This window comes from Pseudoalteromonas shioyasakiensis, from assembly GCF_001550135.1.
Classification (GTDB): domain Bacteria; phylum Pseudomonadota; class Gammaproteobacteria; order Enterobacterales; family Alteromonadaceae; genus Pseudoalteromonas; species Pseudoalteromonas shioyasakiensis.
This window is the reverse complement of record NZ_LRUE01000002.1, coordinates 65,297-78,374: the sequence shown is the minus strand read 5'-3', so window position 1 is coordinate 78,374 and position 13,078 is coordinate 65,297. Positions and strand designations below refer to the sequence as shown.

General features: G+C 41.8%; 14 protein-coding genes. 5 read left to right on the top strand and 9 right to left on the bottom strand.

What is annotated here, in order from left to right:
• Window positions 1-32: 32 nt before the first annotated feature.
• The 6 genes from ispH to murJ form a co-directional block, all read right to left on the bottom strand.
• Entirely contained in the window at window positions 33-962 is a 930-nt protein-coding gene (gene ispH, locus PASHI_RS00970; protein WP_062564284.1) for a 4-hydroxy-3-methylbut-2-enyl diphosphate reductase, read from the bottom strand.
• The gene (gene fkpB, locus PASHI_RS00965; RefSeq protein ID WP_055020954.1) at window positions 962-1,402 is read right to left on the bottom strand and encodes an FKBP-type peptidyl-prolyl cis-trans isomerase; all 441 of its coding nucleotides are present in this window, start codon (window positions 1,400-1,402) and stop codon (window positions 962-964) included. The genes ispH and fkpB overlap by 1 nt, the downstream gene beginning before the upstream one ends.
• Complete coding sequence (gene lspA, locus PASHI_RS00960; protein ID WP_054561910.1) at window positions 1,399-1,899, bottom strand: signal peptidase II; 501 nt, start codon at window positions 1,897-1,899, stop codon at window positions 1,399-1,401. Before lspA ends, fkpB begins: the two co-directional genes overlap by 4 nt.
• A gap of 9 nt (window positions 1,900-1,908) precedes the next feature.
• Entirely contained in the window at window positions 1,909-4,734 is a 2,826-nt protein-coding gene (ileS, locus tag PASHI_RS00955) for an isoleucine--tRNA ligase (RefSeq protein WP_062564283.1), read from the bottom strand.
• A 25-nt stretch (window positions 4,735-4,759) separates the two neighbouring features.
• Window positions 4,760-5,686: a bifunctional riboflavin kinase/FAD synthetase gene (gene ribF / locus PASHI_RS00950; protein WP_062564282.1), complete on the bottom strand. Its 927-nt coding sequence runs from the start codon at window positions 5,684-5,686 to the stop codon at window positions 4,760-4,762.
• Window positions 5,687-5,759: 73 nt separating this feature from the next.
• A complete protein-coding gene (gene murJ, locus PASHI_RS00945) occupies window positions 5,760-7,340 on the bottom strand; it encodes a murein biosynthesis integral membrane protein MurJ (RefSeq protein WP_269407556.1) in 1,581 nt (526 codons plus the stop codon).
• A gap of 243 nt (window positions 7,341-7,583) precedes the next feature.
• Here murJ and rpsT point away from each other — a divergent pair, with 243 nt between their 5' ends.
• Window positions 7,584-7,844: a 30S ribosomal protein S20 gene (rpsT, locus tag PASHI_RS00940; RefSeq protein WP_054561913.1), complete on the top strand. Its 261-nt coding sequence runs from the start codon at window positions 7,584-7,586 to the stop codon at window positions 7,842-7,844.
• A 99-nt stretch (window positions 7,845-7,943) separates the two neighbouring features.
• On the opposite strand, the gene PASHI_RS00935 is transcribed toward rpsT, so the two are convergent.
• Entirely contained in the window at window positions 7,944-8,327 is a 384-nt protein-coding gene (locus tag PASHI_RS00935; protein ID WP_054561914.1) for a response regulator, read from the bottom strand.
• 151 nt (window positions 8,328-8,478) lie between these two features.
• On the opposite strand from PASHI_RS00935, the gene PASHI_RS00930 reads away from it, so the two are divergent.
• The 3 genes from PASHI_RS00930 (at window position 8,479) to smrA (ending at window position 9,998) form a co-directional block, all read left to right on the top strand.
• Window positions 8,479-8,922 carry a hypothetical protein gene (locus tag PASHI_RS00930; protein WP_054561915.1) on the top strand — a complete coding sequence of 148 codons (444 nt, stop codon included), beginning with the start codon at window positions 8,479-8,481 and terminating at the stop codon, window positions 8,920-8,922.
• Window positions 8,923-9,022: 100 nt separating this feature from the next.
• The gene (locus PASHI_RS00925; protein ID WP_054551958.1) at window positions 9,023-9,268 is read left to right on the top strand and encodes a hypothetical protein; all 246 of its coding nucleotides are present in this window, start codon (window positions 9,023-9,025) and stop codon (window positions 9,266-9,268) included.
• A 148-nt stretch (window positions 9,269-9,416) separates the two neighbouring features.
• Window positions 9,417-9,998 carry a DNA endonuclease SmrA gene (smrA, locus tag PASHI_RS00920; protein ID WP_062564281.1) on the top strand — a complete coding sequence of 194 codons (582 nt, stop codon included), beginning with the start codon at window positions 9,417-9,419 and terminating at the stop codon, window positions 9,996-9,998.
• A 62-nt stretch (window positions 9,999-10,060) separates the two neighbouring features.
• On the opposite strand, the gene PASHI_RS22300 is transcribed toward smrA, so the two are convergent.
• Both PASHI_RS22300 and PASHI_RS00915 read right to left on the bottom strand, forming a co-directional pair.
• Window positions 10,061-10,195 carry a hypothetical protein gene (locus PASHI_RS22300; RefSeq protein WP_258535966.1) on the bottom strand — a complete coding sequence of 45 codons (135 nt, stop codon included), beginning with the start codon at window positions 10,193-10,195 and terminating at the stop codon, window positions 10,061-10,063.
• Between the two features lie 97 nt (window positions 10,196-10,292).
• Window positions 10,293-11,213: a 2-hydroxyacid dehydrogenase gene (locus tag PASHI_RS00915; protein WP_062564280.1), complete on the bottom strand. Its 921-nt coding sequence runs from the start codon at window positions 11,211-11,213 to the stop codon at window positions 10,293-10,295.
• A gap of 123 nt (window positions 11,214-11,336) precedes the next feature.
• Between PASHI_RS00915 and olsF the strand changes: the two genes are divergently transcribed.
• Window positions 11,337-13,055: a bifunctional ornithine lipid synthase OlsF gene (gene olsF, locus PASHI_RS00910; RefSeq protein ID WP_062564279.1), complete on the top strand. Its 1,719-nt coding sequence runs from the start codon at window positions 11,337-11,339 to the stop codon at window positions 13,053-13,055.
• Window positions 13,056-13,078: the final 23 nt, after the last annotated feature.

Genomic DNA, 13,078 nt, shown 5'->3' with positions numbered 1-13,078 from the left:
CTCTTTTAACTGTTGACTACTATTTGCTTAGATTAGCGTAGCTCAACAGGAACGGCAAATACTATGTTCTCTTCTTCACCAGGATTTTCAACAACTTGATTGCCACCCAATTCTTTTAGACGAGCAATTACTTGTTGAACTAAAACTTCTGGTGCAGATGCACCTGCAGTCACACCCACTGCATTGACACTGTTGAACCAATCCGCTTCAACATTACTCGCATCATCAATTAAATAAGCAGTGGTGCCCATTTTGTCAGCAAGTTCTCGTAAACGATTTGAGTTAGAGCTATTTTTAGCCCCTACTACAAGCAGCACATCCACTTTATCTGCTAAGTCACGGACTGCATCTTGACGGTTCTGCGTAGCATAACAAATGTCATCTTTACGCGGGCCATCAATTGCCGGAAACTTAGTACGAAGTGCATCAATTACATCTGCCGTATCATCTACAGATAACGTCGTTTGGCTACAGTAAAACAGGTTTTCAGGGTTTTTAACCGTTAGGCCAGCAACATCTTCAGGGGTTTCTACTAAGTAAATACCACCCGCTTCGTTGTCGTACTGCCCCATTGTGCCTTCTACTTCAGGATGACCATGGTGACCAATTAACACGCACTCAGTACCTTTACGACTTGCGCGTGTTACTTCCATATGCACCTTTGTTACCAGTGGGCAAGTGGCATCGAACACTTTAAGGTCGCGACGTTTTGCTTCACTACGAACAGCTTGCGATACACCATGCGCACTGAAGATAACAATGCTATCGTCAGGAACCTGATCTAGCTCTTCAACAAACACAGCACCGCGATTTTTTAAGCCATCAACAACATATCGGTTGTGAACGACTTCATGGCGCACATAAATTGGCTTTTCAAAGATATCCAGTGCACGCTCCACAATGCTAATTGCACGGTCTACACCTGCGCAAAAGCCACGTGGATTCGCTAATAAAATGTCCATTAACCTGTTACCTCTAAAATATCAACTTCAAAGGTTAAGCGCTGCCCTGCAAGAGGGTGGTTGAAGTCAATCGTGACTGAGTCACCTTGAACTTCACGAACAAGACCCGGAAGCTCAGTGCCATCAGGTTGAGTAAAGGCAATAATATTACCTACTTCAGCTGGAGTATCTGCACCAAACTTACTGCGATCAACATAATAAATGTTATCTGGATTTGGCTGACCAAATGCATCTTCTGGCTCTAATGCAAATGACTTACTGTCACCAGCAGCTAAACCAAGTAAACACTTTTCAAAATTTGCTGTCAGGCTGCCATCACCCATTCGCAATTTTGCAGGTTTATTATGTACCTTGGTTGAATCGGCTGCTGAGCCATCTTCTAACTTAATTGAGAAATGAAAGATCACTTCAGAGTTTTCACCAATTACAGCTTGGCTCATGCTTGTTGCTCCTTAGGACTTTCGCCTGTGAAGGCATCAAATAAAAGTAATGCGGCACCGATACAAATTGCACAATCGGCAATATTAAAAACAGGAAAGTGCCAGTTTTCGTAATATACATGCAGGAAGTCAATGACATAGCCATAAGCGATGCGGTCGTATAAGTTGCCAATCGCACCGGCTAATACTAACGCATAAGCAGAACATAATACTTTATTAGACGCTGGTAAGCGTTTCAGCCACCACACTAAAAGCACACTGATCGACACTGCAATCAAACTAAAGAACCAACGCTGCCAGCCACCTGAATCACTTAAAAAGCTGAAGGCTGCACCATAATTATGTACATAAGTGAAATTAAAAAACGGCAGAATATCAATCGACTCTTCGTAGGCCATGGTACTAACGACAAGTGATTTTGTCGCATAGTCTACTACCAAAAGTAGTAGACTAAGCCATAACCAAACCAAGCCACTTTTTCCGGCTAGTTTGCTCACAAACAACTCCTATGCGAACTGACGCTGTTCACCATCGCCATCAACATTGCTTACACAACGGCCACAGATCTCAGGGTGAGCAGGATCAGCACCTACATCATCACAGTAGTGCCAACAACGCTCACATTTTTCAGCGGTTGTTGCAGCAACTTTAATGTATAAGCCATCAATTTCTGTAGCTTGCGTATCTTCTGGCTGTGCTGTCACAGTTTCAACTGTCACGCCTGACGTTAATAGTACAAAGCGCAGTTCATCACCTAATGCAGCTAATTTCGCGCTTAGCTCTTCACCTGCATAAATGTTTACGTTTGCTTGTAGAGTAGCACCAATAACTTCTTCTTTACGAGCTGCTTCTAGTACACGGTTTACTTCATCACGCACGTTAAGGATTGTTAACCAATCATCGTTGCTGAATTTACCTTGTGAAGAGGCTTGCAAGCCATCGTACCATACTGAAGTGAATACAAACTTGTCACGCTCACCTGGTAATGCTTCCCAGATTTCTTGCGCGGTGAAGCTTAAGATCGGTGCCATCCAACGCGTCATTGCTTCAGCAATGTGGTAAAGCGCAGTTTGACATGAACGACGCGCATGGCTATCGCTTTTCGCTGTGTATTGACGATCTTTGATTACGTCTAGGTAGAACGAACCAAGCTCACCAGTACAGAAGTTCATTAGCTTTTGCGTTACAAGTAGCATTTGATACTTGTCGTAAGCCGCTAAGATTTCATCTTGAAGTTCAGCTGCACGACCCACAATCCAACGGTCAAGCTCAACCATGTCTTCAATAGCAACTTGATCAGTTTTTGGATCAAAACCATTTAAGTTCGCAAGTAAGTAACGGCTCGTGTTACGAATACGACGATAACGGTCTGCTGAACGCTTAAAGATTTCATCAGATACAGTCATTTCAGCTGTAAAATCAGTTGATGCAACCCATAAACGTAAGATGTCAGCACCTAGTTTGTTCATCACGTTTTGTGGCGAAATTACGTTGCCTAATGATTTAGACATCTTGCGGCCATTTTCATCAACCGTGAAACCATGTGTTAGCACTTGCTTATATGGCGCATGACCATTAATAGCAACCGATGTCATCATTGACGACATAAACCAACCACGGTGTTGATCAGAACCTTCTAAGTAAAGATCAGCAGGACCGGTTAAATCTTCACGTGCATCAACCACACACGCGTGAGTCACACCTGAGTCAAACCATACATCTAGCGTATCTTGTACTTTCATGTATTGCTCAGCGTCATCGCCAAGTAAGGTTGCTGGATCTAAGTCATACCAAGCTTGAATACCTGATTTTTCAACCAGCTTCGCAGCTTCTTCAATTAGCTCTTCGGTATTCGGATGAAGCGCACCAGTGTCTTTATCAACGAATAATGCAATTGGCACACCCCATGTACGTTGACGTGAAATACACCAATCAGGACGGCCTTCAACCATGTTTGCAATGCGGCTCTCGCCCCACTCAGGTAACCACTCAGTCTTTTTGATTTCGCTTAATGAATCTTGACGAAGGTTAGCTTGGTCCATACTTACGAACCACTGTGGCGTAGCACGGAAGATAATAGGAGTTTTATGACGCCAGCAATGTGGGTAGCTGTGCGTAAGTGCATGATGATGCAATAACGCATTGTTTTCAGTTAATACGTCAATAACGCTCGCATTCGCTTTAAATACGTGCTGACCTGCAAACATTGGTGTGTCAGGTAAGTAAACACCGTTAGCACCAACCGGATTCGCTACTTCTAAACCATAAGCAAGACCTGCCGCGAAATCCTCTTGACCATGACCAGGTGCAGTATGAACAACACCAGTACCAGAATCAGTCGTTACGTGATCGGCAACAATCACAGGCACTGTGAAGTCATAGAATGGGTGAGCAACCTGCAAGTTCTCAAGTGCAGCACCTTTTACATAACCGAGTACGTGGTAATGTTTGAAGCCATAACGGTCCATAGCATCTTTAACTAGCTCAGAACCTAAAATTAGACGTTGCTGTGCACCTTCATCATCAATTTGAACAAGGGCATATTCAAGCTTTTCGTGAACCGCTACTGCACGGTTAGCTGGTAATGTCCAAGGTGTTGTCGTCCAGATTGCTGTGCTAACAGCACCTGTACCTTCATGGCCTTCAGCAAGTTCAAACGCATTGATTACAGCATCTTGATCAGCAAACTGAAAACGCACATCGATTGCTGGAGACTGTTTATCTTGGTATTCAACTTCCGCTTCAGCAAGTGCTGAACCACAATCTGTACACCAGTGAACAGGCTTAGCACCTTTGTGTAAGTGACCATTTTTAATGATGCGACCAAGTACGCGAATTGCATTCGCTTCAAAGTCAAAGTTCATTGTTAAGTAAGGCTTGTCCCAGTCACCAAATACACCAAGACGTTTAAAGTCTGTTTTTTGACCTTCGACTTGTTTTTTTGCGTATGCGCGACATTTTTCACGGAACTCAGCAGCAGACACCTTAACGCCTGGCTTGCCTACTTTCTTTTCAACCATTAATTCAATTGGTAAACCGTGACAGTCCCAACCCGGCACGTAAGGTGCGTCGAAGTCAGACAAAGTTTTTGACTTAACAATAATATCTTTAAGAATTTTGTTTACCGAGTGGCCTAAATGGATATCACCGTTTGCATACGGAGGACCGTCATGCAAAATGAAGGTTTTTTTACCTTTTTTAGCGCTGCGAATTTGACCGTAAAGATCGTCTTCATACCATGTCTTAAGCATCTTTGGTTCACGTTGTGCCAAATTGCCGCGCATTGGAAACGCTGTTTCCGGTAAATTCAAAGTATGTTTGTAGTCGCTCATTAATCCTACTTTCCGTATCGGCTACCTAATTTAAACCAAAACACTGCTTAGCGGCGGTTACATCATCTGCAATCTGCGCCGTCAGTTGTGTTAATGTCTCGAATTTTTTCTCATCGCGAAGCTTTTTAATTAGCTCCACGTGCATAAATTGTCCGTAAATGTCTTGCGCAAAGTCGAAAAGATGGACTTCTAACAATGCGCGTGTTCCATTAAATGTGGGTTTGTTGCCAATATTTGCAACCCCATATAATTCTTTATCACCCACTTTAGCTCGTACCGCAAATACCCCATTTACAGGGCATACTTGGCGTTTTAGTGCTATGTTGGCAGTTCTGAACCCTAATTCACGACCTTTCGCCCAGCCATGAATAACACGTCCAGAAATCGCATAACCATGACCTAACATGGTTTTTGCATCTTCTAATTGCCCTGCAGCAAGCGCATGGCGAATAAGGGTACTACTGACTCTATCATTGAGTCTGCGAAAACTTGCAGTACTTTTCACATCCATGTTCAGCTCAGCGCCCATGGTTTTCAGTAACGCAAAATCGCCACGACGACGTTTGCCAAAACAAAAGTCATCACCAACAGTTAATGCTTTAACGCCTAGCTTTTCAACCAGTACTTGGCTGACAAACTGTTCTGCTTCCATGTTGGCAAATTGCTGATTGAAGCTAATGCATATCACTCGCTCTACGCCTAATTTAGCAAGCAAACTGAGCTTATCACGTAGTCGCGTTAAACGCGCGGGTGCATTATCTTTAGCAAAAAACTCTTGTGGCTGAGGCTCAAATAACATAACGGTACTTGGCAATTGATGCTTTTCTGCGTCTTGCAGCAAGCCTTTAATCACTTCTGCATGACCTAAGTGCACGCCATCAAAATTACCAATGGTCAACACACAGCCATAATGCTGCGCGCGAATATTGTGAATACCTCTAATTAACTCCATGCCACCTTTTTGCCTTTATCAGCGAGCCCAAAACATTGATATCGGGCCTGAAGGGCCGATTATAATCTTTTTTTTAGTTTGATTCAGTAGTTGCAACACTTTTTATCGTATTTAGTCGCACACCTAAAATAAATAAGGCCGCAAAGTAAACAAAAACCGCCAGCACTAATAACCCACTCAACAGCAACACTTGCTCAGTAAAGTGCCATGTTTTCCACGTAAATTGCTGGCCAACATACCACACTGCAGCAGCCATTAATAAACTTGAAAACAAACACTTAAAGGTGAAGCCCAGACTCATCGCAGAAAACTGATAAACGCCTTCTTTACGTAATTGATGATACAACAAATAGGCATTACAACTGGCCGACATCGCAGTTGCTAATGCTAAACCCAAATAGCCAATAAATGGAGCCAACATAATGTTAAACACCATATTTAACACCAATGTTTTAATGCCTATTTTTACCGGCGTTTTAGTATCTTGACGTGAATAAAAACCTGGAGCTAACACCTTGATTAACATAAAGCTAACCAGTCCCACTGAGTAGGCCATCACACCGTAACTTACCGCCTTTACATGATCAATTTCACCGTTTTGAAACGCACCATGATCAAATAAAACCGTAATAATGAGCGGGCTTATCACCATTAAACCAAACATGGCCGGCAAGCCTAAGAAAATAACAAATCTCACCCCCCAGTCGAGGGTTAGTTGAAAATCTTTTGTGCTTTTGGTGCTATGTAGCTTAGACAATGCGGGCAGTATGACCGTTGCTATACCGATACCAAATAAGCCAAGAGGAAACTCAATTAAACGGTCTGAGTAGTAAAGCCACGCGATAGAGCCGGTCATCAACATCGAGGCGATCATGGTGTCGAGTAACAGGTTTATTTGACTGATAGACACGCCAAACAAGGCTGGTAGCATGAGTTTTCGGACTTTCTTAACGTTTTCATCTTGCCAGCCCCATTTAGGGCGGCTCAACATGCGGGCACGATACAAAAATGGCAACTGGAACAATAACTGTACTAAGCCCCCTACAAACACGCCGATGGCAAGCGCGTATGCCCCCACCGAAAATTTATCGTGTAGAAAAACAGCACACGTGATAATTGATACATTCAACAGCACAGGGGTAAATGCAGCCACCGCAAAGCGATTATATACGTTCATAACCGCACCGCTCAGGGCAACCAGACTCACAAAAAATAAATAAGGGAAAGTCAGCTTTAACAGTGCACTAGCCAGTACGAACTTTTCGGCATTTTCGCCTCCTTGCCACCAGTCGATAAACCAGCCAGTACCAAATAAAGCAGCTATGACTGGAGAGGCAACCACCCCAAACAAGGTGACAATTAATAAAATAGTTCCCAACGTACCGGCAGCTTGAGCCACAAACAGCCTGACTTTATCATCGCCTTGTTGCTCTTTTATCTCAGATAAAACCGGCACAAAAGCTTGGGCAAAGGCTCCTTCGGCAAACAAACGTCTTAAAAAGTTAGGAATTCGATTGGCAAATAAAAACACATCCGCAGCAGCACTGGCACCTAGCAGATTTGCCACAACAGCATCTCGTACTAACCCTAAAATACGCGAGATCATCGTCATTGCACTAACAATCATCCCAGAACGAAATAATCCTTTTGCCACCTTAAACCCATTATCAAAAAACTTCTAAGATGGGCGATTATGCCTAAAATATCTTTAAAGCACTAGGCTCGAACCCGACCCTTTGTTACAATGGCGATATTAACTGCTAAAGCGGCAAATTGATGTTCGTTATAAGGAGCAGTTTTTCTTGAGATGTCAAAATTTCGTTGACATTCATGATAAAAACAGGCATATTCCACGGCCTTTAAATTAAGCTTATTTTAAGATTGTTAGGAGCAAACCTTGGCTAACATCAAGTCTGCAAAAAAACGCGCTATTACGAGCGAAAAAAATCGTCAACATAACGCAAGCCGTCGTTCAATGATGCGTACTTACTTCAAAAAAGTAGTTACTGCTATTGAAGCGGGCGACAAAGAAGCTGCACAAGCAGCATTCGCTGTTGCAACACCTATCCTAGACCGTTACGCAACTAAAGGTCTAATCCACAAGAACAAAGCAGCTCGTCATAAGAGCCGTTTAGCAGCTAAAATCAAAGCGCTATAATTTGTTTTTGATGAATATGAAAAAACCGGCTTTTGCCGGTTTTTTTTTATCTGTAATTTAACAAGACACGTGTTATATATGCCTCATTAAAGTAGCTAGCTAGACAATTTCGAGCTCTGGGTAAAACTTTTTCAGCATAGCGGCAATCTTCTTAGGTGTGAAAGGTTTTACTACAAACCCTTTAGCACCCTTCTCAATCGCTTCTTTAACGTTTTCTACTGTTGAATGGGCTGAAACCATTACTACGTTTGCTTCAGGCGAAATTTCGTTGATTTGCGAGATAATCTCTTTGCCGTCACCATCGGGTAATTCTATATCTAAAAAGATAATATTGAACTCTTTTTCTTTACATGCGCTTAAACACTGCGCGGCCGTAGAAGCCTCACGCACATTATCGATACCTAGGTGCATTAATGTTTGATTTAAAAAACTGCGAACTGTGCCTACGTCGTCCACAATAAGAATTGAAAGCTGCGTATCCATACTATTCCTCTTAAACTATGAAGATAAACACTCATTGCACTGTAGAGTGTAACGCATTTAAGCTATAAGTGATTTGAATTTGACTATTATATCAAAAACTTCGTTATAATCTCATTATAGAGACCTATGTTTAAAAGGCCAGATAAGCTTTATGTCTAATAAAATAAAAAAACAATCTTTGCTTGGTAAAACACCTGCACGAAAAAAACCAACACAAGCAAAGCGCCAAAGACCCGCCCCCCAGCAACAAGCGCGTGCACAAGCTGCGCAGCAAAGCGTTCCTGAAGTCGAACTTAAAAAAAGTAAAACACGCTGGTATGCGCTCGCAGCAGTTGTATTAATTCTGCTAATTACGCCCAAACCTGTGTTAATCACTTATGAAAAGCTAGGTATGGTCTCGCAAAGTGTATTTTGGCCAGGGGTTTTTGGTTATGGTGCAAACTTATTTGATTCAACCCTCAGCCCCCGTGCAGACCTAAGCCGCAACATTATTTATCTGTGCCAGGATAAGCGCAAACCAGATACCTGCCAGAAGTATCGCGTGACAGAGCAAAGTGGTTTTTTTGCTGCCATGAAAAAGCTAATAATGGATTAAAAAATCTAATCCGAAAATTTAAAATTACTTGGTTGAAAGCTGTGTAAAAGATCACCATAATGGCGCTCCTTTTTCAACACAGACACGATCAGATACGACCATGCTAAACGAGCTAGATTGGCTTTTAAACTTAACGTTACTTGCACTAGGACTAGGTGCATTTTTTATTAACCAGCTTACATTACTTCGTTTTGCAGCGATTAGCGCGTGTAGTTTATTATTTTTATCGTTTAGTTTAGATCTGATGTCATCAAGCGTTATCTCAAATATGAGCTTGGTGTTGATCAACACATTTTATTTATTCAAGGTCTACACATTTGGCCAATTGAATATCAATCAAGGTTAATCTTCTCCTAAGATAAATTGATAGAATAGGCTATCGCATCTATCAGCTTTTATGCCCAAGCAGCCCTCTGCTTGGGCTTTTTTTTACTTACAAAATGATTGAACTGAGATACCATAAACGGCGTATATAGATAATTTGGAGGTACCTTATGTCATTTAACGACTTCGACTTATTTCTCTCATCAATGGAAGACGTAAAACCTCTTAAGCATGACACTGTTCAATTTGATTCTACGAAACAGGGCCCTTCTTTAGCGCAACAAGAAAAACGTAAAGCAGCTGAGTGTGATTTAGCAATTGATGAAAACTATTTACGTACTGAATTCGTTGAGCTGTTAGATCCTCATGCCATATTGGCATTTAAAAAAGATGGCGTACAAGGCCAAGTATATAAAAATCTGCGTTTAGCTAAATATCAACTCGATGCCACGCTTGATTTGCATGGTCAGCCTCTTCAGCGAGCGCGCAGTACGCTTTTTAATTTTATTGATGACTGCCATAAACGAAATATTCGTGTCGTACTAATTCGCCATGGTATTGGTATCAAAAATAAATCACAGCCGGGTATTTTAAAGAGCTATACCAATAAGTGGCTGCAAGAAATTCCAGCGGTTTTAGCCTTTCATAGCGCCCTTAAGCATCATGGTGGTAGCGGTGCGACGTATGTGATGATTAAAAAGTCAGACGAGAAGAAACACGAGAACAGAGAAATCCATTCAAAAAGAAGTTAATAGAATAAGTGATTGAAGTGCAGCATAAAAACATGCTGCACATATTAACTGTGATTGGTTGGTTATGATTGGCTAACTTCAATAGCCTGAGCTGGCTGCTCCGACGCATTCGCTTGATTAAACCATGCTGAAACACCAAGAACAATTACTGACACTACGACTAGACTAAATTTAGCTCCACCTTGATTAGATTTCATAACGCCTCTTTTTTATTATTGTTTTTTTATTGAGCAACAACAGCATAGCAAAGTTACAGATGTTAACAAGGTGTATATTAAACTAATTTGTAATGTGTCAATAACCTTTTGTTCTATCAACCTGATTTATTAGACTTTCACCTTCAATTAATCTTTTGACATTACCCGCGATTTGCAGCGTCACAGTCTCTAAATCTGACAATGCAGCACAGTGAGGTGTTAAGGTCACCTTTTCATGAGACCAATAAGGATGCACCTTAGGTAAAGGCTCTTCGCTGAACACATCAAGGGTAGCGCCACGTAATTGCTCACTATCAAGTGCTTCAAGCAAGTCTTCATCGACAACATGCTTGCCTCTGGCAACATTAATAAGCACCGCATGATTTTGCAATTTACTTAGCAGTGATTTGTTAATGATACCCTGAGTGTGTTGGTTAAGTGGCAGCAAGCACACGAGATAATCAATTTGACCAAGCATGTCATCTAATCCCTGCTGTGTGTAATAGGTACTTACTTCAGCATCGTGTTTTTCACTATTAGACCAAGCACTCACTCTAAAGCCATTTGCGAGTAAACGCTTAGCACAGGCTTTACCTAGTTCACCATAACCCAAAATACCCACATGTTGATGTGAATACGCTCGCTTTGGCTTCCAAGTACTGGCTGATTGTTTTAAATAATATTCTTTGAGTCTCAGCTTGTGTGCCAACACATGGGTCAACACGTACTCTGCCATATCATTTGCAAGATTATCATCAACAATTCTAACAACGGGGACATGTGCAGCTATCTTCGTTAAGTCGATGCTATCAACGCCTGCACCAAATGAAGAAACTGCTTTTAAATTTACTAGCTTAGGCCATAAATCAGCAGGGGCATTCCAAGCCAGTACAAACTCTACAGCTTCGTAGTCGGTGCATTCAGACCAGAGCTGCACGTCAACCTCTGGTAATAACGCTTGTAATCGAGCAATTAATTGGCTGCAATCTCGGCCTGTTACAGCTACAAGTAAAATCATTGTCTTCTCCATTTTGCCTCGTACTCGAAGCGCTCTTTAAAAAGTCACACAACTGCAACCTAACTGTCACAGCGAACTCTTACCCTAACCTCATCGCTGAATGCGTTTATGTTTGAGGTTTGTATGATCAGTGTTGATAAAGTAATAGAAGCAAATTTACCACAGTTAGAAAATTCACCAAAAGTAAAAGGCTTAGTAAAGAAAGGTCTGGGTTATTTATTACATGAGCAAGAGTTTGTTGCCTTTGGTGATGCATACCCACACTTACAAGGACTTGAGTTTGTAGAGCAAGTACTTGATGAGCTAGACTTTGACACGCGCTACAAGCCAAAGCAAATGGAACATATTCCTAGTGAAGGTAATGTCGTCATTGTCGCTAACCACCCTATCGGTTCTCTTGATGCATTAGCGCTAATAAAAGTCTTATCAAGTGTGCGCCCTGACTTAAAAGTCGTTGCAAACCGCATGCTGATGTCAATCACTCCGATGCACTCATTACTCTTACCCGTTGATAACCTCTCTGGTACAAGCAAAAAGAAAGAGCTGGCTAATATCCAACAGCATTTAAAATCAGACGGTGCGTTATTAATCTTTCCTGCTGGAGAGGTGTCACGCTTAAGTCCAACGGGTATTAAAGACTGTAAATGGAATACTGGCTTTTTACGTATGGCAAAGAAAGCCAACGCACCTATTTTGCCAATTTACATTAAAGCGAAAAACAGCCCATTATTCTACGGCACCTCAATGATCTACAAACCCTTAGCCAGTTTGTTGTTAGTCAAAGAGATGTTCAAACAGCGACAAAAATCATTAGAGTTTGAAATTGGCGCGTCCATCCCACCTGAGTCATATTTAATCGAGAATTTAAAAGACAAAGAAATAGCTCAGCTGATAAGAAAGCAGTTGTATCGACTTATCACTAAAAAACCGCTGCCGTTAAAAACGCAAACCCCCATTGCCAGCCCAGAAGCAACGAAAGACCTTAAAAAAGCCATTGAAGAGTGTGAGTTATTGGGAGAAACCTCTGATGGTATGAAAATTTACTTATATCAATACTGTGGTAGCTCACCGATTTTCCGTGAACTGGGGCGACTACGTGAAATTGCGTTTCGGGCAGTCGGTGAAGGCAGTGGCAAACGCCGAGATATAGATAAATACGACATGGACTATCAACACCTTGTACTGTGGGATGCTAAGCAACTTGAACTAGTTGGCGCATACCGACTTGCCTGCGCACAAGACATTATAGAAAAACATGGCCGCAAAGGTTTATATACCGATAGCCTATTTAGCTACAGCGATGATATGGCGCCGTATTTTGAAAAGGGCATTGAGCTCGGTCGCAGCTTTGTGCAGCCCAAATACTGGGGTAGAAAGAGCCTAGACTATTTGTGGTTTGGCATTGGCGCATTTGTGAACCGCTACCCGCAATACCGCTATTTGTTTGGCGCAGTTAGCGTATCTAACGCACTCCCCGAGCAAGCTAAATCACTACTCGTTCATTATTACCAGCATTATTATGGTGCTAAACAAGTGTTAGCTATCCCCAATAATGAATATCGCCATACCGAATCACAAAAAGAACAATGTGCTCAGCTATTTGCTGGGGATGACATTAAAGAAGACTTTGTTGAACTTAAGCATGTACTTGCCAATATTGGCGCTCAAGTCCCTACCTTATTCAAACAATACACGGAGCTTTGCGAACCTGGTGGCGTACAGTTTTTAAGTTTTAGCATCGATCCTGAGTTTAATAACTGCATTGATGGTTTAGTGCTTGTCGACTTAGATAAAGTGAAAGCGAGTAAAGCCAAACGATACTTAGGACAGACACGCGAATAGTCGTTATAAAATAGCTAAAAAAG